This window comes from Synechococcus sp. MIT S9504, assembly GCF_047497135.1.
Classification (GTDB): Bacteria; Cyanobacteriota; Cyanobacteriia; order PCC-6307; family Cyanobiaceae; genus Synechococcus_C.
In genome coordinates this window covers 2,741,793-2,767,341 of the sequence record NZ_CP138942.1, presented here as the reverse complement: position 1 = coordinate 2,767,341, position 25,549 = coordinate 2,741,793, and the positions used below count along the sequence as shown (strand labels likewise).

Here is a 25,549-nt window from a genome sequence, read left to right as displayed (position 1 = left end):
TCAGACCTCCACCATGCGTCCCTTCTGCGGGAAAAGACCGGCAGGACGGAACTGGAGGAACACAACGATCAGAGCGAAAATCATCACCTGAGCCATGCTCGTTGTGGCGAAAAAGCTCACCAACTGCTCCAGCGGTGCCGGCATCTCGGGCCAGAGCGTGAGCAAGCGACCAGCACCGATCAGATCCGTCAGCAAACCGATTGAAAAGGAAGCAAGAACAGTGCCAAGCAGGTTTCCGACCCCACCCAGCACAACAACCATGAAACAACCAACGATGTAAGACGTCCCGACGTTGGGGCCAACCGACCCCAGCAGAGACACGGCCACTCCAGCCACTCCAGCGAGACCGGATCCGATGCCGAAGGTGAGCACGTCAACAGTGTCGGTGGGGATTCCGAGGCAATCACTCATCGAGCGGTTCTGGGTGACGGCACGGATGCGCATTCCCCAGACACTACGATTCAAAAACAAGCTGACACCAACCACCGCGAGAACGGTCATCACGATGATCACCAAGCGAGGGACAGGAAAGGTCAGGTCCATCCACTCAAGTCCGCCACGCATCCACTGCGGAGCCGTGACATCCACATTGCGTGCATCCGCTCGGGCTATGCGATTGATCTGCGAAGCCAGAACCCCTGCAAGACAAACCCCAAAACAGGCCGACAGAGCCCAGGAGCCAAAACGAATCAAACGCGCACGCTTCGCGATCAACCACTGAGCGGGAAGCACCAACGGCAAACCAAATCCGCTCACCAGAGCGAGGACCAATCCTGCGGCATAAGCCATCGGCACACTGCGCACAAACTGCTGCAAAATCAAACTGACTCCCCAGGTAGCCAGCAGTGTTTCCAGAGGGCTGCCGTAAAGACGACGAATGACGGTTCGCTCTAAAAGGATGCCGACGACACCGCTGACGACAAAGGCCAGGGGTATCGCAACCAACACATAGACGTTGTAGAAGGGCTGCATTGCAGGCAGCTTGAAGATGAGCTGCACCACATAGGTCGTGTAGGCCCCGAGCATGATCAACTCACCATGGGCGAGGTTGATCACGCCCATCAGGCCAAACACAATCGCCAATCCAAGTGCAGCCATCAGCAGGACCGAACCGATGGCGACACCATTGAACAGGCTTTCAAAAAGCATTTGCACGGAAGTCGGGACTGAAACAGTCGGTGGAACAACAAAAGGAGGAGTCCCATGAGGAACTCCTCCAAAGACCAATCAGTGATCAGTCAATGAATGAAACTGAATCAGAGCTTGTACTTACCGCCTTTAGAGGAATCGGTATGGTCACAGGCATAACCACTGGAATCAGGGTGAATCTGGTTCCAAGCCTGCGGTGACACAGGACCATTGGTCTCTTCAAGGATCGCGAACTGACCGTCTTTGGTGATCTGACCAATCCGAACCGTCTGAGAGAGGTGATGGTTTGGCATCACTTTCACAGGACCCTGAGGTGCATCAAACTCAATACCAATCAACGCTTTACGCACTTTGTCGTCGTCAAAGCTATTGGCTTTTTCGACAGCAGCTTTCCAGAGATACACCATGTTGTATGCCGACTCTTGCGGGTCAGCAACCATGCGATCGGCGCCGTACTTGGCCTTGAAGTCTGCAGCAAACTTCTTGGAAGCAGGTGTATCGATCGACATCATGTAGTTCCATGCGCCGTAGTGACCCTCAAGAAATTCAGGTCCAATCGTGCTGATTTCTTCTTCAGCGATGGAATAACTCATCACGTAATAACCATTGGCCGGTGTGATCCCAGCGTCTTGGATCTGCTTGAAGAAAGCGACGTTCTGGTCGCCGTTAAGGGTGTTGATGATGACGCCACCATCCGGGAGGGCTTTTTTGATCTTGGCGATAATTGGAGCCACCTCTGTATTCCCTAGAGGCAGATAGTCCTCGCCGACAACCTTGCCACCGAGCTGCTCAACCTGAGCCTTGGTGATCGTATTGGACGTGCGGGGGAACACATAGTCCGATCCAACCAGGAAGAAGTCCTTACCGGCAGCAGGTGACTTCTCATACATGAATTTGGTGGCCGGTTCCGATTGTTGATTCGGGGTTGCGCCTGTGTAGAAGATGTTGCTCGAACACTCCTGGCCTTCGTACTGAATCGGGTAATACAGGAAGGCATTCTTCGACTCATAGACCGGCAGCATTTCCTTCCGGCTGGCTGAAGTCCAGCCACCAAAAACAACTGGCACCTTGTCTTGGTCGATCAGCTTCTTCGATTTCTCAGCGAAGGTCGGCCATGTGGATGCACCATCTTCAACGATGGTTTCAATGATGTATTTCTTGCCATCAACCTCAACGCCCCCGGCAGCGTTGATTTCTGCGATGGCCATCTTCTCGGTATCAACGAGGGTCTTCTCCGAGATGGCCATGGTGCCTGTCAGAGAATGAAGGATGCCAACAGTGACAGTGCAATTGCCATCGTCATCACAGGTGGCGTTGGTGGCCTGACCGCCACCTGCACATGCCGTGACACCGAGACCTAGAGAGGCAGCAGCCAAGCCAGAAAACAACCGCTTGGACAAAGAATTACTCATGAAATCCTCAATTCAGGATGCTCGCCGAATGGCGGAAGTGACTGAGTAAGACTGATTCAAAATCAGTTTTGTATTAACGAAAACATAATGACGTTAAGGGTCCTGAACAGTGCCTAAGCAAAGTAACTATTGCGACAAATGTGCATCAAGCAAGGGATGAGCTTGCATCCACTTACACCAAAAATAATTCGGTATCAACGACAGCAAAAGCAATAACAATTATTGAATACGTCTTGAATTTGGTAGCTGTTGCATCAGAAATCCAACAACAGAATCCAGGCCTTCTCCGCTTTGGAGATTGGTGAAGCACCAGGGACGGCCTGCACGCATTCGTTGGGCATCACGCTCCATCACCCCCAAGTCGGCTCCAACGAAAGGTGCCAGATCGATCTTGTTGATCACAAGCAAGTCTGAGCGGGTGATGCCTGGGCCGCCCTTGCGCGGGATCTTGTCACCAGCAGCCACATCGATCACGTAGATGCACAAGTCCACCAGCTCAGGACTGAAGCTGGAGGCCAAATTATCGCCACCGCTTTCCACCAACACCACATCCAAGTCGGGAAACTGGGCTTCCAGCTCAGACACCGCAGACCGATTGATCGAGCAATCCTCCCGAATCGCCGTATGCGGACATCCTCCAGTTTCGACTCCACGGATCCGCTCTGGCTCCAAGGCCCCTGCCTGGGTCAGAAACTGAGCATCCTCCTGGGTGTAGATGTCATTGGTGACAACAGCCAGCTGCAACTGATCGCGCAGCTCTCTGCAAAGAGCCTCCACCAATGCGGTCTTCCCCGAGCCCACCGGTCCGGCAACACCTAAACGAAGCTTGCTAGCCATCAACTTCGAAACAAGCGGGAATACAACTCAGCATGGGCCAGCTGCGCCATCGAGACGCCAACACCACTGTTCCAAAGCTCATGGGGGTGAACAGCAGACAACTGTTCAGCCACATCCACTATCTGGGGGAGCAGGCGTTGCTGCAGAATCTGGGCTCTTGTTGGCCCCAATGGCACTAAACGCACAGCAGCACTGAGTTGATTGGCAACCCAGCCGTAGAGATAGCCCTCAACCATTTCCCGCTCAGCGACCTGCAGAGCAACGGAGGCCCATGCCCATGCAGCAGGCCATGCCAGAGGAAGCGCTTCTGGAAGAGGGTGACCCAGGTCTGCGAGCAGCACAAGCAACGAACCACCCATCTGACGCTGTTGGGCACGCAGCTCTGCAGCTTCGCGCGTCGCCAACAGCCAGCCATCCAGATCAATCACCCGGGTTCGCGCACTGGCATCAGCACTGGCCTGCCAATGCCTCAGATCAGCTGCCAACTCCGGGAGCGCTGCGGCTTCGAGGCGCAAGCCACCCCGCTGAAGCTCTGCAGCAAGCCACAGCTCAATCCCATGTTCATCCCTGAGAGCACCGGATTGAATCAACACCTCCAATCCCTCGGAATAACTGAATGCACCCACGGGCAGCGCCGGACTGACCATCTGCAGCAAGGCGAGCGATGTCATGCAGGAGCGAGTCCATGAGGATGCGAATGAACTCCGCCATAGGCACCACCATCGGGAACAAACGGCCGTTCACAGGTACCCACCTGAAGTCCACGACTCGTCAACATCACGGCCAACACCGAATCCTCAAGCAGCAGAAGCTCCTGTTCATGCAACTCAAGCGGAACATGACGGTTTCCAAGGTGATATGCAGCCTGCAGGAGCTCAAGCGGCGAAGCCGCGCGAACCCGCAACAGCCGTTCTGGCGCTGCGATCACTTCCACCTGCAAACTGCGCAATCCATCCAAAAGCAGATCTCCCGGCTGGAGAGCACCATCACGAGGCAGCTGCAGCAACAACTCCCTGCCGCAGCGGGTGCGACGGCGGCCACGCAAAACCGTGCGTTCGTCTGCGGTGAGCGGCAGTTGCAAACGACCGACCGCCTCGGCCTTGGTCGATCCGCCGGCTAATTGGCGGTGCTCCAGCACGATCACAGGTTCAACCACCACCCTTCCTTGTCCGGCCCTGAGCCTGCCTATGACCCAAGCTTTCTTTTCGTGTGCATTGCTACAGAGTGATCGCTGAGAGCCATCGAGCTTGGTGTGATGCAACGCCTCGATCCCTGGCAGGGACACTGCCGGCTGAAGTTTATTCAGCAAGATGAGAGCACCATTCACCAGGGCGGCTGCAGTGCTCCCTTCAAACTGCTGCGCGCAGAAGACGGCACTGACGGTCGCCGTGAAATCCCACTTCTGCACACTGCTGGCGGACTGGTGGGCGGGGACCAGCTCAACATCAGCCTTGATCTCGAGGCCAACAGCCGCAGCCTGATCACCAGCGTCGCAGCTCAAAAGGTGTATGGCTCCATCGGTCGCAGCCGCCTGAATCCTCAGGGATCCTGGGCTCGACAAGAAGTGAATTGCCAACTCTCCAGCAACAGCGATTTGGAATGGCTTCCCCAGGAACTCGTGGTCTACGCCAACGCCCTCTATGAGCAGCAACTCAGCGTGCGACTACCGGAGGATGCCTCATTCCTGGGAGCCGAGATTGTTCGCCTGGGCCGAACAGCCGCTGGCGAAACACTGCAGCAAGGCCGCTGGCGGTCGTCGTTGAGCATCCAAAGGGTGAGCGCAAACGAATCGGAGCCGCAGTCCTGGGAACTGGTGGACAGGCTTGAACTGGGGGACTCAAGCCTCCAGGATTTGCACGGCCTGCATCACCAACCAGTGTTCGGAACTCTGATCTGGGCCGCTCCCATCCCGCTGTGTGCCCACATCCTCAAGGACTTGGTTGCTGCTGCGCGTGACGATCGCGAGGGGCTTGAAGGCACGATGCGATGCGGAGGTCTCCAGCAGGGATTCATCGCCCGCTATGCAGGTCCATCCAGCAGAGATGCCCGTTTCTGGTTCAGCCGCATCTGGAGACGGACCCGTTTGTTGAGAAACCTGAACGAGCCAAAGACTCCACGGGTTTGGCCACTGCAGGAACAGCCCTTACAAGCACAGCCTTTGCAACGATCACTGTTCACAGCGAACCATGCGCTCGGACCAACGGCGACACACTGAAGTTGACCCAGGCTTCCCATGCAACTCAGTCCCCAGGAAAAAGACAAACTCCTGATCGTGACCGCAGCACTGCTGGCCGAACGACGCCTCAAGCGCGGCCTTCATCTCAATCATCCTGAAGCCGTGGCCTGGCTCAGTTTTCTGATCCTCGAGGGTGCCCGTGACGGTAAAAGTGTTGCCGATCTGATGCAAGAAGGGACCACCTGGTTGCGCCGCGATCAGGTGATGGAAGGGGTCTCCGAACTGGTGCAAGAGGTGCAGATCGAGGCTGTCTTCCCCGATGGCACCAAGCTCGTGACGCTCCACGACCCGATCCGCTGAACACTGACCAATGACCCCCTTGATTCCTGGCGAACTTCTCTGCGAACCCGGCGAGATCGAACTCAATGCGGGCCGACCCACCACCACCATCAGCGTTGCCAACAGCGGTGATCGACCTGTGCAGGTGGGCTCTCATTTCCACTTTGCCGAAGCCAATGCAGCCCTCCAGTTCGATCGAGCCGCGGCCCGCGGCCAACGGCTCGACATCCCTGCAGGAACCGCGATCCGCTTTGAACCGGGAGACAGTCGCGACGTCAACCTGATTCCGTTCGCCGGTGCCCGTCGGGTGATCGGTTTCAACGGCCGCATCAACGGACCACTCGACGCCTGAACCATGCCCTACCGCATTTCCCGAGAGGCTTACGCCGAGACCTACGGCCCCACAACCGGTGACCGCGTGCGTCTTGCTGACACAGATCTGATCCTGGAGGTGGAACAAGACTGCACCGTCTATGGCGATGAGGTGAAGTTTGGCGGCGGCAAGGTGATCCGCGATGGCATGGGCCAGTCGCAGACATCACGAGCTGCAGGAGCCGTTGACACGGTCATCACCAATGCTCTGATCCTCGACTGGTGGGGAATCATCAAAGCCGATGTGGGTCTCAGAGATGGCCGCATCGTGGGCATCGGCAAAGCCGGCAATCCCGACACACAACAAGGTGTCACCATCGTTGTGGGCCCAGGCACCGAAGCGATTGCGGGCGAGGGCCACATCCTCACGGCAGGTGGTATCGACACCCATATCCACTTCATCTGCCCCCAGCAGGTCGAAACGGCGCTGGCCAGCGGCGTCACTACCCTCATGGGCGGAGGAACGGGTCCGGCCACAGGCACCAACGCGACCACCTGCACCCCCGGAGCCTTCCACATCGGCAGGATGCTCCAGGCCGCCGAGGGGCTTCCCGTGAACTTGGGATTCTTCGGCAAGGGCAATGCCAGTACTCCGGAAGCCCTCGAAGAGCAGGTGCGCGCCGGTGCCTGCGGTCTCAAACTGCATGAAGACTGGGGCACCACACCAGCCACGATCGATGCCTGCCTTTCCGTCGCTGATCGGATGGACGTGCAGGTCTGCATCCACACCGACACGCTCAACGAAGCCGGTTTCGTTGAAGACACGATTGCCGCCATCAAGGGGCGAACGATTCACACCTTCCATACCGAGGGCGCCGGTGGCGGCCATGCACCGGACATCATCAAGATCTGCGGCGAAGCCAATGTGTTGCCGAGCAGCACCAACCCCACCAGGCCCTACACCACCAACACGCTCGAGGAGCACCTCGACATGTTGATGGTCTGCCACCATCTGGATCCGAAGATTCCCGAAGACGTGGCCTTCGCCGAGTCACGCATCCGTCGCGAAACGATCGCCGCTGAAGACATCCTTCACGACTTGGGCGCCTTCTCGATCATCGCCAGCGACTCCCAGGCCATGGGCCGTGTCGGCGAGGTGATCATACGAACCTTCCAGACAGCTCACAAGATGAAGCTGCAGCGCGGCGCACTGCCGGAAGACTCCGATCGCAACGACAACCATCGCCTCAAGCGCTACATCGCCAAGGTGACGATCAATCCCGCAATCGCCCATGGCATCCGCAACGAAGTGGGATCCATCGAAACCGGCAAGCTCGCTGATCTGGTGCTTTGGAAACCAGGCTTCTTTGGCATCCGACCTGAGCTGGTGATCAAGGGCGGCTCGATTGTGTGGGCCCAGATGGGAGACGCCAATGCCTCAATTCCGACTCCAGGGCCCGTGCACGGCCGCCCGATGTTCGGCGCCTTCGGCAGAGCCCTGGCTCCCAGTTGTCTCACCTTCGTGAGCGAAGCCGCGATGGATGCCGACATCCAACGCCAACTAGGTCTGGAACGCATCTGCATGGCGGTGAAGGAGACCCGGAGCGTGGGCAAGAGTGCGCTCAAGCTGAATGCGGCCCTGCCCAAGGTGAATGTGGACCCGCAGACCTATGAGGTGTTCGCCGATGGCAATCTGCTCACCTGCGAGCCCGCCGAGACTCTGCCCCTCGCCCAGCGCTACCTCTTGTTGTGAATCACTCCCTGCTGGTGGTTCAGCACGTTGATCATGAGGGTCCTGATCTGATTCGTGAACTCGCGATTCAACGGGGAATGAGCATCCAGACGATCCGTCCAGATCTCGGCGAAGTCCTGCTCGATCCAGCCAGCCTCCCGGACACGATTGCTGTGGTGCTTGGCGGCCCGATGGGGGTGAACGACCGCAATGAGTCGCACATGAAGTGGCTTCAACGCGAGCTGGAATGGTTATCGATCTGGCATCAGCAGAAAAAACCCGTGCTGGGAATCTGTCTGGGTGCCCAGCTGCTCGCTGTGGCGGCTGGAGGATCGGTGGGAGCACTCGAGGTGGGCGACCCACCACAAGCAATGAAAGAGCTGGGTATTGGCGCCATTCACTGGCTGCGGAATTCCAAAGAAGAACCCCTGCTTGATGGCCTTGATCCAAGTGCACTGGTCCTGCACTGGCATGGCGATCGCATCCGACTACCCCATGACGCCACCTTGCTTGGTTCGTCGTTGCACTGCCCCGAACAGGTGTTCAGGATCGGCCGGCATGCCTTTGGCCTCCAGTGTCATCTCGAAATCTCAGGGCCAAACCTGGAGCGATGGATACAATCCGACGCCGCTTACATCGTTAGCGCGATGGGGAGGAACGGAGCCAATCGACTCCGCAGTGACTGGGAGCGACTCGGCGGATATCTGCAACAGAGTGGAAGCCAGTTGTTCAGCAATATGTTCAACGAGCTACAAAACATCAGCAGCCACTGAATCCAAAACCTTTCGAAACTGGTATCAACACGAACACCAGAGCAACAAGCCAATCAATCACAATCATTTGGTAGTCACAGCTACACATCGTTCACTTCATCCTTGAATGAAGCGCAGTACGACTCAGGCCATGGAACGGGGACCTGAGCTTGCTTCGGAGAACCGATCATGAGCGCACTTCTCTATCGCGGTCACACCTACAATCAGCACAAGGATTTTGTAAAAAAGCCAACTGTTCAACTCACCTATCGCCGGCAGACTTATCGGGCACGTCAGGCAGAGGCTCGCCCGATTGTGGTCGAGCTGAAATACCGGGGCGTGGCTTACAGCCACTGAGCAATCCACTCTTTTGAGTGCGGCCAAATCGAAAGATCTGAGTGGCTAAAACTCAGTTTCTACTTGGATCAGAGTTGATATGGTTCAATCGAACATCGGGCAAAGCTGCAAGCGATCCCTTTCAAGCGCCAGGGAGTCCTCCGGCTGCAAACAGAAAAACTATCCGGTTTCGACTGCCTGGTCATCAGCTCTCTTTTCACTGCAACAGCTGAGAACATTTCAGCAACGCGTGGTGATCTGCTGATCGAGCTCACATCAGTGAATTGCGTACCGAGCACTACACAAATTTTGTGATCTTTGGAGATCAGATCACCCTCAACAAGGATTCGTAGCAACAGTCACAAGACGTGGCTGGAGCGAGCTCTTGGATGAAGTAAACCCACCTTGAAGGGATGTTCACCGACTACAGACCATCGGTCGGCTACGACGAATATTTCTGCAGTGGTACAGCCTGTCCCCGTAAGAATCTGGCCCCCCTGCTCAGTTCACTGGGACAGATTGGCCTGCCGGAACTGAAACGCAACCATGCTTCTGCAAGCAACTTGCTGCGCCGGCTTGGAGCCACCTTTCGCCTCAATGACTCTGGCCAGGAGGGTAGCGAACGGATTCTTCCATTCGATCCCCTGCCTCGACTGATTGCCCTTAGCGAATGGAAGGCCCTGGAGCAGGGACTGCTGCAACGATTGGAGGCCATCGACTGCTTCCTCGCCGACGTCTATGGCTCTCAGCTGATCATTCGTGACGGCGTCATCGACCGCGAGGACGTGGAGAGTTCATCAGGCTGGCTCCCCCAGATGCAGGGCATTGAACTGCCGTTCAATCGTTGGTGCCACATCTCAGGCCTGGACCTGATTCGCGATGGCGACGGCCACTGGCGTGTACTGGAAGACAACCTGCGCTGTCCGTCAGGCGTTGCCTACTTCCTCGAAAACAGACGGGTCATGAAACGCCTTTTCCCCAGCCTGTTCGAGGGGCGCACCGTCAAACCCATTGACGATTACCCATCCCACCTGTTTCGAACCCTCCAGGACCTGGCTCCCTGGAGCGATTCACCACAGGTTGTGATCCTGACTCCAGGGGTTTTGAACAGTGCTTACTTCGAGCACAGCTACCTGGCCCAGCAAATGGGCATCCCATTAGTCGAAGGACGGGATCTGATCTGCGAGGACAATAGTGTTTGGATGCACAGCACGAACGGTCGCACGCGAGTGGATGTGATCTACCGCCGCATCGACGACGACTTCCTCGATCCAACCGTTTTTCGCAAAGACTCCATGCTGGGAGTCTCCGGCCTCATGGATGTGCTGCGTCAGGGCAGGGTCTCCATCGCCAATGCACCGGGAACAGGAGTTGCCGATGACAAGCTCATCTATGCCCATGTGCCGGCAATGATTCGCTACTACCTCGGTGAGGAGCCAGTCATTGAGAACGTTCACACCTTTCTGTGCGCACGGTCAGAGGATCGCCAGTTCGTCCTCGACAACCTTGAACATCTAGTGGTGAAATCCGTTGCCGAAGCAGGGGGCTACGGGATGCTGATCGGACCGCAGGCAAGCCGCTCAGAATTGGCCGACTTCGATTCGAAGATCAGGGAGAATCCACGCAACTTCATCGCCCAGCCAACGCTTCAGCTCTCCACCGTGCCATCGCTCAGCGAGGGGGAGCTTTACCCATGTCATGTGGATCTTCGCCCTTACGTGCTGCGTGGAAAAAGCAATTGGGTCAGCCCAGGTGGACTCACCCGTGTTGCCCTAAAGCGAGGTTCTCTAGTGGTGAATTCCTCCCAGGGTGGCGGCTGCAGAGACACCTGGATTCTTGATGAACAGCGGGTCACAACGGAGCAGAAAAGGGAGGCCGTCCTGTGCTGAGCCGGGTCGCCGACTCCCTCTACTGGATCAATCGCTATCTGGAACGAGCAGAAAACATCTCGTGCTTTCTCGAGGTCAGCGAAGCGATGGCTCTCGACTGCCCTCCGGGCAGTGCCGAACCGTGGCTGCCTTTGGTGGATGCCAGCGGCGACCGCCGCAGTTTCGACAAGCTTATCCATCTGGATCATCCAAAGATGTCATCCACTTCCTGCTCCTGGATCAGGACAACCGCAACAGCATTGTGAGCTGCATCGCGATGGCTCGCGAGAACGCACGGCAGATCCGCGACGTCATCACCACGGAGATGTGGGAGCAGATTAATGATCTTCACTGGAGCCTGCAGAAAGGCGAAACGATCTGGGAGGAACCACCTCAGGAACAATTAAGGATCATCCGACGAGGCTGCCAGATCGTTTATGGCATCACTGATGCCACGCTCAGTCGCGATCTGAGCTGGTTATTCAGCCAGCTGGGACGACTCATGGAACGAGCGGATAAAACCTCTCGGATCCTCGATGTGAAGTACTTCCTGCTGTTGCCGATTCCCGAAGAGATCGGAGGAGTGCTCGACGAGCTGCAATGGATCACCCTGCTACGCACCGCCGGGGCTTATCAGATGTACAGACAAAGTATGCAGAAGGGAATCACACCAACATCCGTCGCCCAGTTCCTACTGCTCGATCCGATCTTTCCGCGATCGGTCCGGTTCTGCCTGCAAGGGATCAGCGACACGTTGCAACAGATCCAAACCCAACCGGTCTTGAAACAACCGGATGACCTGGATTGTTTGCGTGGTCAACTGCTTGCCCGCTGGAGCTACGTCCGAATCGACAACCTCATCGAAAACGGTCTGCACGAAGCGATCGATCAACTGCAGCAGGACCTCAATCGGCTCCATGGCCTCATCGAAAAGCGCTATTTCATGAGCACTGACTTTCCTCGCACATCAACTGAATCGGCATGCGCGCTTTCATCATTCACCGCTTGAGCTATCGCTACGAGGCGCCAGTCAATCTCGGCGATCACAGGCTTTGCCTCAAGCCCCGGGGGCAGGGTTTCCAGACATTGCTGCACCATGAACTCATCGTTTTGCCTGAGCCCCATCTGCAACGTGAGGTGCTCACTGCCAGTGGCGATGAGGTCCAGCGACTCAACTTTGTCGGCAGCACCAATCAGTTGTGTTTCGAAGCCCGAAGCCGAGTGCAGACACGCCCTGCTCCATCTCTGGAACTCTGCTTTAACGACCTCGAGCCACCGCTGCCCTATCCCCGTGGCCAGCTGAATGTTGACCTGCTGGGAGCGCTGGAGGGCTGGCTGCCCAATGGCCAGCACGAACCCTCTGCCATTGACCTGACCCAGGAGGCACTGATGGGTAGCAACCAGCAAATGCTGGCCTTTCTCAACCATTTGCTGGAGCTGATTCAGGAGCGGGTGATGTACACACAACGGCACGTTGGTCCGGCATGGACGGCAGGCCGCACACTTCGGGAACGAATCGGTTCTTGCCGTGATCTGGCGATGTTGATGGTGGCCTGCTGTCGCGTTGCGGGACTGCCGGCTCGCTTCGTAAGCGGTTATCAGATTCAGCAACCGGCACCGGAGAAGTACGACCTGCATGCCTGGGCTGAGGTCTACCTTCCTGGAGCAGGGTGGCGAGGATTCGACCCAAGCGCCGGTCACGAGGTCAACGAGCGCTATGTGGTCTTGGCCACATCGGCGAAACCCGAGCTCACGGCAGCAGTGAGTGGAACATTCAGTGGTCCACCTAACACCGACAGCGAACTCAGCTGGACGATCAACGTCGAGGAAGAGACCAGCGAAAAGACTTCGCAGTCCTTGGTTCAGGCAGCTTGAGGCAAGGGTATGACCCCATGCAGCTGCGGTTTCGGAGCCGAAGTCGTCGTTGCGTCCATCAGCGAAGGAATCCGTGCACTGTTGTACACGCGGAATTCCTGCACCAGAGACACTCCTGGCTTTCGAACAGCCTGGTTCAACACCACAGAGCCCTCCTGATCGGAGATGGATCGGTGAAACGTCCTCGGCGGGATGCGCAGGATGTCACCACCGCTATCAAGCCGGACGATATGAAAAGGCTGATCCCAGGCAGGATTGACCAGATAAAAGGTTCGTCCGCCACTGGCAGCCAAAAGATTGTCTTCCTGATTGGGATGCATATAAAACTGCCAGGCTCCCGTCTCCGGGTCATCCGGGGGACTCACGGCAGGCCCTGAGTGAATGACCAGATCGCGTGCATTGGACGTCTCGACCGTCACGTCAAAAAAACGCACGGATGGCGTATCGCGAAACCGCTCGAAGGACAACAGTTCGAACATCACCAATGGGCCGGATCCTGGCCCGAACTCTGCACTCTTCTAGCGAGCTATCTCTGCTGAAACGGTGGCATCGATAACGGTTCAACCACCCAGATCCGCCATCTCTGCATGATCTGCACTCCCGGAAGCCGCCCGGCCCTCTTCGCTGTATTGGTCAAGTCTCTGTTGCCAGAGAGAGCTGATTGTTGGCTCCAGCTCGGCGTCACTGGTCAAAGCCGGTTTCAGATCTGTTCCACGGGATGTAAACAGACAAATGAAGGCTTGCCCATCAGCAGTGATGCGCAGCCGGTTGCCGTCTCCGCAGAACGGCTCACTGATTGAGGCGATCACACCGATGCCTGCAGCACCGACGTCACAAAAAATCAACTGATCGTCGTTGACGAACCATTGAGTCAACTTACGGATAGATCCCAAAGAGGTGCTGCAGCCTTCTGGAAAACATGCGATGTAAGGCTCCGCAGTACAGCACAACTTCAACACCGATCAAAGAAGTGATTGAGGAAGGTAAAGCGGCTGACCTGTCAAAATCTTTCGATCTTAGAATTGATCAACAACTACAGTACTAATGGCAAAAAGAAAGAATGATCTGAACAACCGAAAGAAGGAAGACAGAAAGGCGGTCATCAAAAAATACAGACTTACTCAATGCATCAAGGAACAGATATTGTCAAACCAACCAGAATCATCTAGCGGCTGATGCCAGGGTCATTAACCAGCCTATGGAAATTGTTGAATCATTCAATTCATAACGGCGTCATGAGGGAATTGATAGAAGTCCATACTTACAAAGCCAACTAAGCGTCAGCAAAACGTGTTCACTGCGCGATGGCAGAAACAGATCCTTCAATTCACGAACAGAACAACAGGGCTTACGATGCAAATGTGATCTCAGGAGCATCAGCTCTTGCTGATTTAAACGAAAACTAGGGTAAACGTTGTTGAGCTTCACATCCTGAAGCTGATCCCAAACGAATAACCACTGATCAGGTTCAACACTACATTGAACAAAATCATCATCACCCAGACTGGCAGAAGCGAACGCCAGGAAGTCAACAAATGGATTTCCACGGGAAGGATGAACTCTGGCAGGCCTGGACTCTGAATGAGCATGTTCGAGCTGATAATGTTGACGACATGCGTCAAGCTCTGAGAACAATTCTCTATATTGACCAACAACCACAGGCCAGGAAAAAGTTGTTTCGACCCTGGCACGACCGGCTTCTCCCATCTTTTTACGCAATGATGGTGATTCAATCAGAGAAAGAAGCGCACGAGAAGCAAGCTTCACATCGACAGAAGTGTGCTGCGCTAAAGAACCAACATAATCTTGATATGCCATGAGCTCAAGCGCATGACTGTTTGCCAGTAACACACCCAGATCCTGCAAATCTGGAAACAACGTAGGAATGAGAAAACCATCAACTCCATCACGAATTGTCATCCGATAGCCATCCCAGTCGCTGGCAACTACTGGCAATCCTGAAGCCATCGCCTCAAGGGGAGTTAAACCGAAAGTCTCCTGAATATTGTCAACGAGAGACAAAAAGATATCAGCAAGATTCCAGGCAGCAGAAACGACTTTTGGCTGATTACCATCAAGAAATGATACTTTTACATTGGGTGCTAATTTTTGAGCAGCCTCTAAATAAAGATTGTAGTCACTATCACCTCGAGGAAACCATCCAACCATCAAGAAATGCACAGTCTTAGATGTCTGCGATGCTGCTTGTTCAAGGGCAAGAAACATACTCTGAGGAAATGCCTTTTCGAAAAAAGAAAGCCTTCCAACCCACAACACAACAATATCATCGGATTCAACCTGCAATTTTGATCTGAACAGAGAAGCAAACTCGAGCGACACACCTGAAGAACGTTCGGGAAGATCAACGGCCAGAGGAATCAATGGCAACTGAGGACGTTGAATGCAACGACCTCCAAACCGCTCAAGAACATATTCCTCATAGGCATCAAAAAGACGCCCAACATTGTCCTGCACTGCAGGTGATGTGCAGATCAAAGCATCCCATGACTGAACAGGCGCAAACAACGACTGACCAATGCGCTCGCGTATCTGAGCTGGTGCAACCGTATGAATTAAGCCCGCAAGACTAAAATCTGAATCTGAACATTGAGATCGTCTCAACCAGGCAAGCTCACTGAGATAGGGTTGACCGCGAAGCAAAATTCCCGATGATTTAAGCGCTTCGATCTCACTTAATGGTGCCGAGAGAATATCAGTACTCTCGAGATCACGAGCATACAAATCCTCACGAAGATCATCCGAAGAAACATTAATCTGGTTAAGGATATGAACTTTTTCGAAATCTCCCCAACGCACCAAAGCTCGATACAAGGCTGCGTTGGCGATATCCTTACCAAAAGGATTATTGACATCCACCAAGCGCCCTGGAGGATGAAAAATGGCTACATGATTCAACGACAAAGAACCCTTTGGAAGCTTTACTTTAATGTAATTATGCTTGATCAGCACCAGATCGGCCACACTGAGCAACCTTGCAACATTTTTAAATCGAACCCCACTACACCCTGAGATCTGATCAAGTCAAACAATCAGCGCGCAAGGAGAATATCTTTTTGATCCAAGCTAAACTTGATTAAAAGTCCACGTCAACTCCAAGATTCACCATGCCCCAACGCTTGAGAAGCTTAGAACTATACCGCGTGAACGCTTTCCAAGCTCACTGCCAAATCATCAAAATGCAGTTTCTCGAGCCTTGGGTTCAATCAATACAAAACAAACCGACCGAGGATATAAATATGCTCCCAGAAATTTGGTCCAAAGAGAACATTGGAGCAATCATCATTGATGATCGACCGACACCCCAATTAAGAGCCTGCGTTCTCAATACTTTATTAATGGGGATACGACGGTGGCAAGTCTCTGTTTACACGACTTCCAAGGCACTGGATGCCATGAAGACCTTATTCAAGGATCTCGAACCATTCGTGAAAATCAATTGCCTTGAGCAAACTGATTCTGAATTTGGCTGGAACGGATACAATCAACTTTTGAAAAACGCCGATTTCTGGCAAAGCCTCGATCACGATAAAATTCTTATCTTTCAAACCGACACTTTGCTCATCAAACCTGTCGATTTCGAATATTTTAAATATGACTATGTTGGATCCCCTTGGGCTAAAAATCGCTATGACTCGCATTCATTCCCAAGATATTCAAAGACATTAAATCGAATTGAAGCGGCTATAGAATCTCGTATCTATTGCAATTCCGTACCTGACGGACTGATCAACGGCAATGGTGGATTAAGCATCAGGAATCCAAAGCTTATGGCTGAGATATGCATCAAACACTCCAACAAATCCCCCTCGGATGAAGCTGAAGACATCTTTTTTGCACAGCACATCAACTCCCATAGTCGTGCCATTGCTCCACCAGAGATTGTAGAAAGCTTTTGTTGCGAGACGGAGTATCGGGGCACATGCGGAGCCCATGCAGCATGGCGATACATCGATGCAAGAGACTGCGCTGCTCTTTATGAAGAGCATTGCAAACATGTCATGGCACTGGTCGAAGCCTCGACAACCACGACAGAGAATTAAACAATCGACGGATAACATCGCTAATTAATAATCACAGCATGGTGAAATTACCCTCCAGCTCAACTGTGAAAGAAAGTTAGTAGTAAACCAATCTCGATGACTTTCGTGGCTTCGGCAGGGTTACTGAAAACATCACCTATGAGCCGGATCATGGCCCGAACTCTGTAGTTTTCACCGAGCTTTCTCTGCTGAAACGGTGGCGTCGATAACGGTTCAGCCCCCCAGATAAGCCATCTCTGCATGAGCTGCGCTCCCGGAAGCCGCCCGGCCCTCTTCGCTGTACTGGTCGAGTCTCTGCTGCCAGAGAGAGCAAATTGCTCGCTCCAGGTCGTCGTCACTGGTCAGAGCCGGTTTCAGATCTGTTCCACAGGATGCAAACAGACAAGTGAAGGCTTGCCCATCAGCGGTGATGCGCAAGCGGTTGCAGTCTCCACAAAAGGGCTCACTGATTGAGGCGATCACACCGATGTCTGCGGCGCCATCGCGATAACGCCAGCGCAGGGCGGTGCCACCTGGGGAGCGCCCGAGTGACAACAACGGCCAATGGCGGCTGATGCGATCAATCATCACGGCGGCAGGCAGAACCTGCTCCATGGCCCAGCCGTTGCGATTACCCACATCCATATATTCGATCAAGCGCAGCTCCAGCCCTTGCTGACGCGCCAACATCGCCAGAGGAATCAACTGATCGTCGTTGACGCCCCGCTGGATCACCGCATTGAGCTTTAGGGCCCCAGAAGCAGGGTCAAATCCTGCAGAACGAGCTGCCTCAAGACCAGCCAGCACCTGCTGAATCAGGCGGGCTCCGGCTGGTTCCCCACCGCGCAGACCCGCCATACGCGCCACCACCACAGCCTCGACCGCATCGAGACTGATAGTGATCCGATCAAGACCAGCAGCGCGCAGAGCAAGAGCCCGTTCCTGCGTCAGCAACACACCGTTGCTGGTGAGTGCCACCTGACGCAAACCCTGCAAGGGGTCTCCAGGAGTGGCACGCCCGCAAGCCACCTGCTCAAGTAGCGGCAGCAACCGATCACTCAGCAACGGTTCGCCTCCAGTGAGCCGAAGGGTGTGTGCTCCCAGCCTGGAAGCAACCCGGATGAGGCGCAATTGCTGCTCAAGACTGAGCAGCCCAGGAGGATCCTCAGCATCAGGGCAGCAATAGGGACAGGCCAGATTGCAGCGGGCCGTGAGCGACAACCGCAGCACCCCGAGCGCTCGAGCCCGCTGGTCAATCAGGGGAAATGCGGCAATCATCCAGTCAACGCTTTCAGATCAAGGGGCCTATTGACATTGACCAACTGATCAGGAGGTAGTTTCAGCGTGTCATGAGGAATGCACCCAAGCCACTCGCGCCAACGGCCCTTCCCCTCCGTCAGCTCGTCATCAAGCGCCTTGCGATACGAAGCACCGCACGGATAGATCCCAAAGAGGTGCTGGAGCCTGGAGCCGTCATCGGCAACAAGCGCCCTGGCTGGCTGCTGTCTCCAGCGAAGGATCAATTGCTGCAATGCATCCAGACGTAGGCCCGGCATATCCACAGGCAGTGTGAGCAGCGCTTCATCATCACGATCATGCAGAACACAGCTCAAAGCCCAGAGGGGGCCTGCAGGCTGCCAGGGCTCCGCTTGAACAGTCACTCCCTTGCGCGTGCTGAGCAACGCGTGATGCGTGTCATGACCCGTCATCACACACACATCAAGACCCGCTGAGCGCAGCAACTGGACCTGAGCCTCAAGCCAGCTCGATCCATCCGGATGGGTCAGCAAAGCTTTGTCGGCACCCATGCGACGACTGGCACCACCGGCAAGAACAACGCCCAGAAGACGACGAGACATAGGACCGAAGATCTTGGGCCTTGGTAACACCTCAAGCCAACGACTTTGCAGTTACAACGACTACCAAAAAGACTCAGATCGCTGATGCACGAAAGAAATGCTGAGGGCCCAACACTGCAATTTTGTAGCCAATGCAACGATTCATGTAGCCACCAAATGGTGCAATTATCAGGCGGTCTGCATGAGCGCCGCACTTTGAAATCCTGAGTGCCTTCGTTTCGACACCGGGGTTTGAATCTCCACACCAACAAACCCCATGCTTGGCGAACTCTGGTCATTCCAGGGGAGATATCGAACACTCCATCTCACCTGGTTTGCATTCTTTTTAACTTTTGTCGTTTGGTTCAATCTGGCGCCACTGGCCACAACAGTGAAAGCTGATCTTGGCCTAAGCGTCGGCCAGATCCGTACGGTTGCAATCTGCAATGTTGCGCTCACCATTCCGGCTCGTGTGCTGATTGGCATGTTGCTGGATAAATTCGGGCCTCGACTCACCTATTCCACCCTGCTGGTGTTCTCGGTGATTCCCTGCCTGATGTTTGCATCAGCACAGGATTTCAATCAACTGGTGGTGGCCCGTCTGCTGCTTTCCATCGTGGGCGCCGGCTTCGTGATCGGCATCCGCATGGTTGCCGAATGGTTCCCTCCCAAAGAGATCGGCCTGGCAGAGGGCATCTATGGCGGTTGGGGCAACTTCGGCTCAGCCTTCTCAGCACTGAGCCTGGTTGCGCTTGCTGGCTTTCTTTCCTTCTCCGGAGGATTCGAACTGCCAACTGGTGCAACCCTGAACTGGAGAGGAGCGATTGCTTTAACGGGAATCATCTCCGCCGTTTACGGAGTGATTTACTTCTTCAACGTCAGCGATACCCCGCCAGGAAAAGAGTATCAACGTCCCGAGAAGACTGCAGGTCTTGAAGTCACGTCGATGAGGGATTTCTGGGGACTACTCGGCATGAATGTTCCCTTCGCCGCAATCCTCTGTGTTCTGTGCTGGAGACTTCAGAAAGTTGGATTCCTGAACGCCGGAACTTATCCACTGGCCCTGCTGGCTGTTCTCATCTGGTTCATCTTTCAAACCTGGGGAATCATCCGAACCAACCGTGATCTGATCATGGGAACCAAGGTATATCCCAAGGAAGATCGTTATGAGTTCCGTCAGGTGGCCATTCTCGAACTCACCTACATCGTGAACTTCGGTTCTGAGCTGGCTGTTGTTTCGATGCTGCCAACATTCTTTGAAACCACTTTCGACCTGCCGAAAGCGACAGCTGGAATCCTGGCCTCCTGTTTCGCTTTCGTGAATTTAGTGGCGAGACCGGCCGGCGGATTGATTTCCGACAAGCTCGGCAGCCGAAAAAACACCATGGGCTTTCTCACAGCCGGACTGGGCATCGGCTATCTGGTGATGAGCCTGATCAAACCAGGCACATTCAGCGGTTCCACAGGCATCTTCATTGCTGTGGTGATCACCATGCTTGCTTCCTTCTTCGTTCAATCCGGGGAAGGCGCAACATTCGCCCTCGTACCGCTGGTGAAGCGTCGCGTAACGGGTCAGGTGGCAGGCCTGGTTGGTGCTTACGGCAATGTCGGCGCCGTGACTTACCTCACCATTTTCAGCCTGCTGCCGCTCTGGATGGGTGGAGGCAAAGATCCTTCCCCTGAGGTGATTGCAGCCTCCAACAGTGCCTTCTTCCAGATTCTGGGCATCGCAGGACTGATCGTGGCTTTCTTCTGCTTCTTCTTCCTCAAGGAACCCAAAGGATCCTTCGCTGAGTTGCACGAAGGCGAAAGTCCATCGCCATCCGCGCCTGCGATGGCTCGCTGATCAATCAGCACTCTCGACTGAGATCACGGATCCCTGGTGCTGTCTGCACCGGGGATCTCTCATTCCATCGGACTTCTTTGATGACCAGTCCCTGCACGAGCGTTAAGAGTCAGTGTCCGTACTGCGGCGTGGGTTGCGGTCTGGAACTGATGCCACCGGGAGAAGCGGGAAAATCCGTGAAACGGGACGCCGAAGGCAACCCGATGTGGACTGCGCGAGGCAACAAACAACATCCATCGAACCTAGGACAGGTCTGCATCAAGGGGGCCACGGTGGGTGAGACCCTGGCCCGGGGAAGGCTCACTCAGCCTCTCTACCGGCCGACATTCAATGATGATTTCCAGCCGATCAGCTGGGACAGTGCCTTTGATCTGCTGACAAGGCGCATTCGCAGCACCCTCAGCGGCAAAGGTGCCGATGCCATCGCTATGTACGGCTCCGGCCAGTTCCACACCGAGGATTACTACATGGCCCAGAAGTTCTTGAAAGGAGCTCTGGGCACCAACAATTTCGATGCCAATTCACGCCTCTGCATGAGTTCAGCCGTGGCCGGGTATACCCGCAGTCTTGGCTCGGACGGTCCTCCTTGCTGTTACGAGGATCTCGATCACTGTTCCGTGGCATTCCTGATCGGCACGAACACGGCCGAATGCCACCCCGTGCTGTTCCAGCGCCTGCTCAAACGCAAAAAACGTGATCCCAAGGGCCTCACCATCGTGGTGGTTGACCCTCGTTGCACAGACACGGCCAAGATTGCCGATCATCATCTAGCCATTACCCCGGGCAGCGATCTCGCCCTGCTCCACGGGCTGGCTCGTCTCGTCATTGAAGACAACGGCTTCGACAGCGATTTCATCGATGCCGCCACTGAAGGATTCTCGGACTACGCCAAGACCATCAACGCCTGGACAGCTGAAGAAACTGCCAAACTCTGCGGAATCACGGAACAACAACTTCGCGACGTTGGCAGGCTCTGGAGCCGCAGAAAAGGCATCCTCAGCCTCTGGTCCATGGGCGTGAACCAACGCAGGGAAGGCACCGCCGTGGTGAGTGGACTGATCAACCTGCATTTACTCACCGGTGAAATCGGTAAACCCGGTGCTGGGCCCTTTTCACTGACTGGCCAGCCCAATGCCATGGGCGGCCGCGAAGCTGGAGGCCTGGCCCACCTGCTGCCGGGTTACAGGCTTGTGACCAACCCGGATCATCGCGCCGACGTGGAGCAGGCCTGGGGATTTGCCGGCGGATCCATCGCTGCAGAACCGGGACTGAGTGCCTGGCAGCAGGTGGAAGCCATGGAGCGTGGCGAACTGGATCTCTGGTGGGTCGCTGCCACAAACCCCCTTGTGAGCATGCCTGATCTGGAGCGGGTGAAAGCAGCCATGGAGCGCTGCCCTCTGGTGGTGGTAAGCGAGGCCTACGCCGACACGGAAACGTCGCACTACGCGCATCTCCTACTGCCTGCATCGCAGTGGAGCGAAAAGTCAGGCGTCATGACCAATTCAGAGCGTCGCGTCACGCTCTGCCCGGCGTTCAGGCCGCAGCATGGCGACAGCCGACCCGACTGGGAGGTCTTTGCCGAACTCGGACGCCGTCTTGGGTACGTCGATCAGTTCACCTATGCCACATCAGAAGAGGTGTACAGCGAATTCGCAGCTCTCACTGAAAGCCGTGTCTGTGATGTCTCAGGACTGAGCCACCAACTGCTGAACGAGCATGGTCCCCAGCAATGGCCTTTCCCCTTCGGCCATGAGCCGACGCAAGCAGCCAAGCGTCTGTACGTGGGCAAGCGATTCCCTACAGCCAGCGGTCGCGCCCGCTTTCAGGCGGATGCGCCTCTCGGACTGGCGGAGCCACCCTGTGAGATCTACCCGTTGGTGCTCACAGTTGGTCGCTATCTCGGCCAGTGGCACACGATGACGCGCACTGGAAAAGTGAAACGACTGAACAGCATGCATCCGGAACCTCGCCTGGAAATTCATCCCAGTGATGCCGAACGATTCGCCATCGAGGATGAAGGACTGGCGGCGATCACATCCAGGCGAGGCACACTCACAGCACGTGTCAGCGTGACTGACCGGATCCGCAGGGGCTCAGTTTTTCTCCCAATGCACTGGGGTTTCACGCAACCTGAAGCCTGCGAGGCCAACACGCTAATGCACGATCAGGCCTGCCCGATCTCCAAACAACCTGAACTCAAGGCAACGGCAGTGGTTGTCGCCCCTGCCGTCTTGGTGATGCAACCGGTCGAACAACAGAGCGGACGACTGGAGAGGCTGCGCAGGATGCTCATCCCAGCACTTCGCTGAACGCAGCATCAAGGTTGTGATGATCGTGGCCCGGGCGCGCCAGCTTGCAGAGTGCGAAGCGATCCAGCTCACGCAACCTCATCCAGGCCTGAGAGGTCAGGTCGATCCCACGAAGCCGAGCAGCCTCAAGAAGCTGATCCGGAAGCCGAGCCGGCAATTGCCAGGGTTCCATCTCGGCAGGGGGCAGATCTTTGACCATGCCATCAGGCATCGCAGCGGTGCAGGCGCGCAAGTGATCGCGCATCTGAGCCAGGTGCTCGGGGGAATCATTCCAGTCGACCAGGTCCTGACGTTGCTCGTGACTCATCGCCAACCAGTGACTGAGCTTGAGCTTGATTCCCGCCAAATCAAGTTTGCGGCGAACACATAAAGGAATACATCGCCAGGAGCCGATGAAGTCCTGTTCGAATGCAAAACAGTGCCGCGACTGATCCAGCTGCGGATGCATTGGTAGTAATAACAACGCTTTGCCTATCTCTAGCTGGAAACAGTGGCAACAACGACCAACGACATGGCGCAAAGCAGAGATGCTCAGCCCAACGTTGTTCATTGCAATGCGTTTCGCCCTTTGTCTGGGAATGATTTTCGGCTCGGCCCATGGCTGGTTGGCCTCCGAAGGACTCGCTTCCGGCCTCCTAGTGATCAACTCCCCGCAAGAAAAGACATCACTGCAAAGTTTCAGTGAGCTCAGTAGCGGTTCTTACAGTTTTTATCCATAGTGAAAGGAGATCGTTCATTCCCGAATGGGCCCTTCCTACTCAACCAGCAGCTCAAGCCGAAGCCCAATCACCGTTGCAGCAGGTTTCATCGGCGCCTTCATCGTGGCCTCCCTGGCCGTGCAGATGGTCCGCAGTCAGCGAGCTGCAGTCGCCCCCGTGATGACGTCAGCGTCATCAACCCAGGTGGAGCCCGTGATCACCTCCCAGGCTGCAATGTGGTCGGTGCTGGGTGAGCGCTGATCAACACTGACGACCTCAGTCAGCACCTCATTCATCGATGTCTGAACAGCTTTCGCACCTCACCAATCAGGGTGAGGTGCACATGGTTGAAGTCGGTGATCGCGCCATCACCAAACGCGAAGCGACCGCGACGGGTTCGCTGGTGATGAACACATCCACATTGGATCTGGTCCTTAGCGGCCAGACATCCAAAGGCGATCTGATGGCGGTAGCACGCGTTGCTGCCATTCAAGCGGCCAAGCGCACATCAGAGCTCATTCCGCTGTGCCACCCTTTGCCCCTGAGCGGCATCGACGTAACCATTGAACCGGACTCCTCGTTGCCTGGTCTGACTGTGCAGGTCAGCTGTCGCACGACCGGTCAAACCGGCGTGGAGATGGAAGCAATCACAGGGGTCTCGCTCGCGCTGGTCACCCTCTACGACATGTTGAAGTCGGTTGAACCAGGCATGACGATCAATCGAATTCAGCTGCTGCATAAAGACGGAGGTCGCCATGGCAGCTGGAGCTGCTGACCCCTATGGCCGCGAGGGGCTGCATCTTTCAGAGGCTCAACAACGTGTCCTGGCAGCCATCCAGGCGGGCAAAGCTCAACGTGCTGAAGGGTCGACTGAAGCAGTTCCACTGACAGAAGCTCTGGAACGCGTGAACGCAGCCCCGGTGCTGGCAAGAGCCGATGTTCCCGGCTTCAGGGCCGCGATCATGGATGGCTATGCCCTGGGCCAGAGTCAGCAACCAGCCGTTGATGACACCTGGCGGTTGGTGGGCCGCTCCGCACCAGCCGCTCCTTACCCCGCGGCGCTTGCCCACGGTGAAGCCATCCGAATTCTCACCGGTGCACCTTTACCTGAGGGGGCTGACTGGGTTCTCCCCCAGGAACTGGTGCAGAGGCTGAACGACACTCTTTGTTTGAAACACAAAGCCTCCGCCAACCCATGGATCCGGCCGGCTAACGAGGAATGCAGCCAAGGATTCACCTTGCTGAATCCTGGCCAGCGCCTCGGACTCGCAGATCTTGCCCAAGCTGCCAGCTGTGGCGTGGAGCAACTGCGTGTTCATAGGCAACCACGAATTGGACTGCTGATCAGTGGCGACGAGCTGGTTACTCCGGGTGAACAGCGACCTGAGGGAGCCATCTGGGAAAGCAACAGCACCTTGCTCAAAGGTTTGCTGATGCAACTTGGCTATCGAGCATGGGATTGCCGAGTGGTGGCCGATCAACCGCAGGCACTGCGAGAGACAATCCTTGAATTCAGCGCTTGCTGCGATGTGTTGGTGAGTACAGGAGGTGTTTCCGCAGGTGACAGCGACTGGATCCGACCGTTGATGAAGGAGCTGGGTCAGGTCGACTTTTGGAAACTGTTCCTCAAACCAGGGCGGCCCTTCGCCTTTGGCTACGTGGGAGATCAGCTTCCGTTCTTTGGCCTTCCAGGCAATCCCGTTGCAGCAGCCATCACGGCATTGCAACTGCTCTGGCCAGCCCTCCAGCTGCTGGAGGGCCAGCAGGAACCGGAGTTGTTACCGCGACTGCTTGTGAGCCTTGAAACGCCTTACCGGCGCAGGCCAGGACGGCCGGAACTGGCCAGGGCTTCGCTGATCTGCGCTGACGACGGACAACTGCTTGCCCGTATTGATGGATCCCAGGCCTCCTCACGAATCGGCTCACTGCGGAATGCAGATCTGCTGTTGGAGATCCCTGCAGAGTCAGGCGAAATGGAATCTGGTGATCAGGTCTGGGCACAACTGTTACGACGGCGAATCCTCTGAGCC

At 55.6% G+C, this 25,549-nt stretch carries 25 protein-coding genes and 1 pseudogene; 15 read left to right on the top strand and 11 right to left on the bottom strand.

All coding sequences use genetic code 11. The features are described from left to right. The 5 genes from SIB58_RS14995 to ureE all read right to left on the bottom strand — a co-directional run bounded on the left by SIB58_RS14995 (nucleotide 1) and on the right by ureE (nucleotide 4,554). Nucleotides 1-1,155, bottom strand: coding sequence for an ABC transporter permease subunit (locus SIB58_RS14995; RefSeq protein WP_067326964.1), 1,155 nt, complete (start codon nucleotides 1,153-1,155; stop codon nucleotides 1-3). A 101-nt stretch (nucleotides 1,156-1,256) separates the two neighbouring features. Then, complete coding sequence (urtA, locus tag SIB58_RS14990) at nucleotides 1,257-2,561, bottom strand: urea ABC transporter substrate-binding protein (RefSeq protein WP_066908827.1); 1,305 nt, start codon at nucleotides 2,559-2,561, stop codon at nucleotides 1,257-1,259. A 219-nt stretch (nucleotides 2,562-2,780) separates the two neighbouring features. Then, the gene (gene ureG, locus SIB58_RS14985; protein ID WP_067326967.1) at nucleotides 2,781-3,398 is read right to left on the bottom strand and encodes an urease accessory protein UreG; all 618 of its coding nucleotides are present in this window, start codon (nucleotides 3,396-3,398) and stop codon (nucleotides 2,781-2,783) included. Next, nucleotides 3,398-4,069, bottom strand: a complete 672-nt coding sequence (locus SIB58_RS14980; RefSeq protein ID WP_067326970.1) for an urease accessory protein UreF — start codon at nucleotides 4,067-4,069, stop codon at nucleotides 3,398-3,400. The genes ureG and SIB58_RS14980 overlap by 1 nt, the downstream gene beginning before the upstream one ends. Then, on the bottom strand, nucleotides 4,066-4,554 hold the full coding sequence (ureE, locus tag SIB58_RS14975; protein WP_067327003.1) for an urease accessory protein UreE: 489 nt from the start codon (nucleotides 4,552-4,554) through the stop codon (nucleotides 4,066-4,068). Before ureE ends, SIB58_RS14980 begins: the two co-directional genes overlap by 4 nt. Nucleotides 4,555-4,653: 99 nt before the next feature. On the opposite strand from ureE, the gene SIB58_RS14970 reads away from it, so the two are divergent. The 9 genes and pseudogenes from SIB58_RS14970 (at nucleotide 4,654) to SIB58_RS14930 (ending at nucleotide 12,788) form a co-directional block, all read left to right on the top strand. After that, the gene (locus tag SIB58_RS14970) at nucleotides 4,654-5,613 is read left to right on the top strand and encodes an urease accessory protein UreD (protein ID WP_066908816.1); all 960 of its coding nucleotides are present in this window, start codon (nucleotides 4,654-4,656) and stop codon (nucleotides 5,611-5,613) included. Between the two features lie 18 nt (nucleotides 5,614-5,631). Continuing rightward, entirely contained in the window at nucleotides 5,632-5,934 is a 303-nt protein-coding gene (locus tag SIB58_RS14965; RefSeq protein ID WP_066908813.1) for an urease subunit gamma, read from the top strand. Nucleotides 5,935-5,944: 10 nt separating this feature from the next. Beyond that, nucleotides 5,945-6,265: an urease subunit beta gene (locus tag SIB58_RS14960; RefSeq protein ID WP_066908810.1), complete on the top strand. Its 321-nt coding sequence runs from the start codon at nucleotides 5,945-5,947 to the stop codon at nucleotides 6,263-6,265. A 3-nt stretch (nucleotides 6,266-6,268) separates the two neighbouring features. Further along, entirely contained in the window at nucleotides 6,269-7,978 is a 1,710-nt protein-coding gene (ureC, locus tag SIB58_RS14955) for an urease subunit alpha (protein ID WP_066908807.1), read from the top strand. After that, nucleotides 7,975-8,730: a type 1 glutamine amidotransferase gene (locus SIB58_RS14950; protein WP_066908804.1), complete on the top strand. Its 756-nt coding sequence runs from the start codon at nucleotides 7,975-7,977 to the stop codon at nucleotides 8,728-8,730. The genes ureC and SIB58_RS14950 overlap by 4 nt, the downstream gene beginning before the upstream one ends. Before the next feature lie 168 nt (nucleotides 8,731-8,898). Then, on the top strand, nucleotides 8,899-9,066 hold the full coding sequence (locus SIB58_RS14945; protein WP_074159330.1) for a DUF4278 domain-containing protein: 168 nt from the start codon (nucleotides 8,899-8,901) through the stop codon (nucleotides 9,064-9,066). 392 nt (nucleotides 9,067-9,458) lie between these two features. After that, complete coding sequence (locus SIB58_RS14940) at nucleotides 9,459-10,934, top strand: circularly permuted type 2 ATP-grasp protein (RefSeq protein ID WP_067326973.1); 1,476 nt, start codon at nucleotides 9,459-9,461, stop codon at nucleotides 10,932-10,934. Next, nucleotides 10,928-11,922, top strand: a pseudogene (locus tag SIB58_RS14935) (alpha-E domain-containing protein). The gene SIB58_RS14940 and the pseudogene SIB58_RS14935 overlap by 7 nt, the downstream one beginning before the upstream one ends. Continuing rightward, nucleotides 11,895-12,788, top strand: a complete 894-nt coding sequence (locus tag SIB58_RS14930; protein WP_066908798.1) for a transglutaminase family protein — start codon at nucleotides 11,895-11,897, stop codon at nucleotides 12,786-12,788. Before SIB58_RS14935 ends, SIB58_RS14930 begins: the two are co-directional and overlap by 28 nt. On the opposite strand, the gene SIB58_RS14925 is transcribed toward SIB58_RS14930, so the two are convergent. The 3 genes from SIB58_RS14925 to SIB58_RS14915 all read right to left on the bottom strand — a co-directional run bounded on the left by SIB58_RS14925 (nucleotide 12,776) and on the right by SIB58_RS14915 (nucleotide 15,770). After that, nucleotides 12,776-13,267, bottom strand: coding sequence for a redox protein (locus SIB58_RS14925; RefSeq protein WP_066908958.1), 492 nt, complete (start codon nucleotides 13,265-13,267; stop codon nucleotides 12,776-12,778). The genes SIB58_RS14930 and SIB58_RS14925 overlap by 13 nt on opposite strands. An 81-nt stretch (nucleotides 13,268-13,348) precedes the next feature. Next, on the bottom strand, nucleotides 13,349-13,663 hold the full coding sequence (locus tag SIB58_RS14920) for a hypothetical protein (protein ID WP_066908796.1): 315 nt from the start codon (nucleotides 13,661-13,663) through the stop codon (nucleotides 13,349-13,351). Between the two features lie 358 nt (nucleotides 13,664-14,021). Next, nucleotides 14,022-15,770 (bottom strand): glycosyltransferase family 4 protein, encoded by a 1,749-nt coding sequence (locus tag SIB58_RS14915; protein WP_197461180.1) that lies wholly within the window; start codon nucleotides 15,768-15,770, stop codon nucleotides 14,022-14,024. Between the two features lie 143 nt (nucleotides 15,771-15,913). Between SIB58_RS14915 and SIB58_RS14910 the strand changes: the two genes are divergently transcribed. After that, complete coding sequence (locus tag SIB58_RS14910) at nucleotides 15,914-16,849, top strand: DUF5672 family protein (protein WP_066908794.1); 936 nt, start codon at nucleotides 15,914-15,916, stop codon at nucleotides 16,847-16,849. A gap of 213 nt (nucleotides 16,850-17,062) precedes the next feature. On the opposite strand, the gene SIB58_RS14905 is transcribed toward SIB58_RS14910, so the two are convergent. Further along, nucleotides 17,063-18,106: a GTP 3',8-cyclase MoaA gene (locus tag SIB58_RS14905; protein ID WP_067326979.1), complete on the bottom strand. Its 1,044-nt coding sequence runs from the start codon at nucleotides 18,104-18,106 to the stop codon at nucleotides 17,063-17,065. Next, a complete protein-coding gene (locus SIB58_RS14900; RefSeq protein WP_074162605.1) occupies nucleotides 18,103-18,687 on the bottom strand; it encodes a molybdenum cofactor guanylyltransferase in 585 nt (194 codons plus the stop codon). The genes SIB58_RS14905 and SIB58_RS14900 overlap by 4 nt, the downstream gene beginning before the upstream one ends. A 256-nt stretch (nucleotides 18,688-18,943) precedes the next feature. On the opposite strand from SIB58_RS14900, the gene SIB58_RS14895 reads away from it, so the two are divergent. Then, nucleotides 18,944-20,512 carry an MFS transporter gene (locus SIB58_RS14895; protein WP_067326982.1) on the top strand — a complete coding sequence of 523 codons (1,569 nt, stop codon included), beginning with the start codon at nucleotides 18,944-18,946 and terminating at the stop codon, nucleotides 20,510-20,512. A gap of 80 nt (nucleotides 20,513-20,592) precedes the next feature. Further along, entirely contained in the window at nucleotides 20,593-22,821 is a 2,229-nt protein-coding gene (locus SIB58_RS14890) for a molybdopterin oxidoreductase family protein (RefSeq protein WP_067326984.1), read from the top strand. Here the strand turns inward: SIB58_RS14890 and SIB58_RS14885 are convergent. Further along, the gene (locus tag SIB58_RS14885) at nucleotides 22,802-23,269 is read right to left on the bottom strand and encodes a nitrate reductase associated protein (protein ID WP_066908782.1); all 468 of its coding nucleotides are present in this window, start codon (nucleotides 23,267-23,269) and stop codon (nucleotides 22,802-22,804) included. The genes SIB58_RS14890 and SIB58_RS14885 overlap by 20 nt on opposite strands. 295 nt (nucleotides 23,270-23,564) lie before the next feature. Here SIB58_RS14885 and SIB58_RS14880 point away from each other — a divergent pair, with 295 nt between their 5' ends. From SIB58_RS14880 to SIB58_RS14870, 3 genes are read left to right on the top strand one after another with little or no spacing between them, the layout of a single operon-like run. Then, the gene (locus tag SIB58_RS14880) at nucleotides 23,565-23,780 is read left to right on the top strand and encodes a hypothetical protein (RefSeq protein ID WP_066908779.1); all 216 of its coding nucleotides are present in this window, start codon (nucleotides 23,565-23,567) and stop codon (nucleotides 23,778-23,780) included. A 37-nt stretch (nucleotides 23,781-23,817) separates the two neighbouring features. After that, a complete protein-coding gene (gene moaC, locus SIB58_RS14875) occupies nucleotides 23,818-24,294 on the top strand; it encodes a cyclic pyranopterin monophosphate synthase MoaC (protein WP_066908774.1) in 477 nt (158 codons plus the stop codon). After that, complete coding sequence (locus tag SIB58_RS14870; RefSeq protein WP_066908771.1) at nucleotides 24,275-25,546, top strand: molybdopterin molybdotransferase MoeA; 1,272 nt, start codon at nucleotides 24,275-24,277, stop codon at nucleotides 25,544-25,546. The genes moaC and SIB58_RS14870 overlap by 20 nt, the downstream gene beginning before the upstream one ends. Nucleotides 25,547-25,549 lie beyond the last annotated feature (3 nt).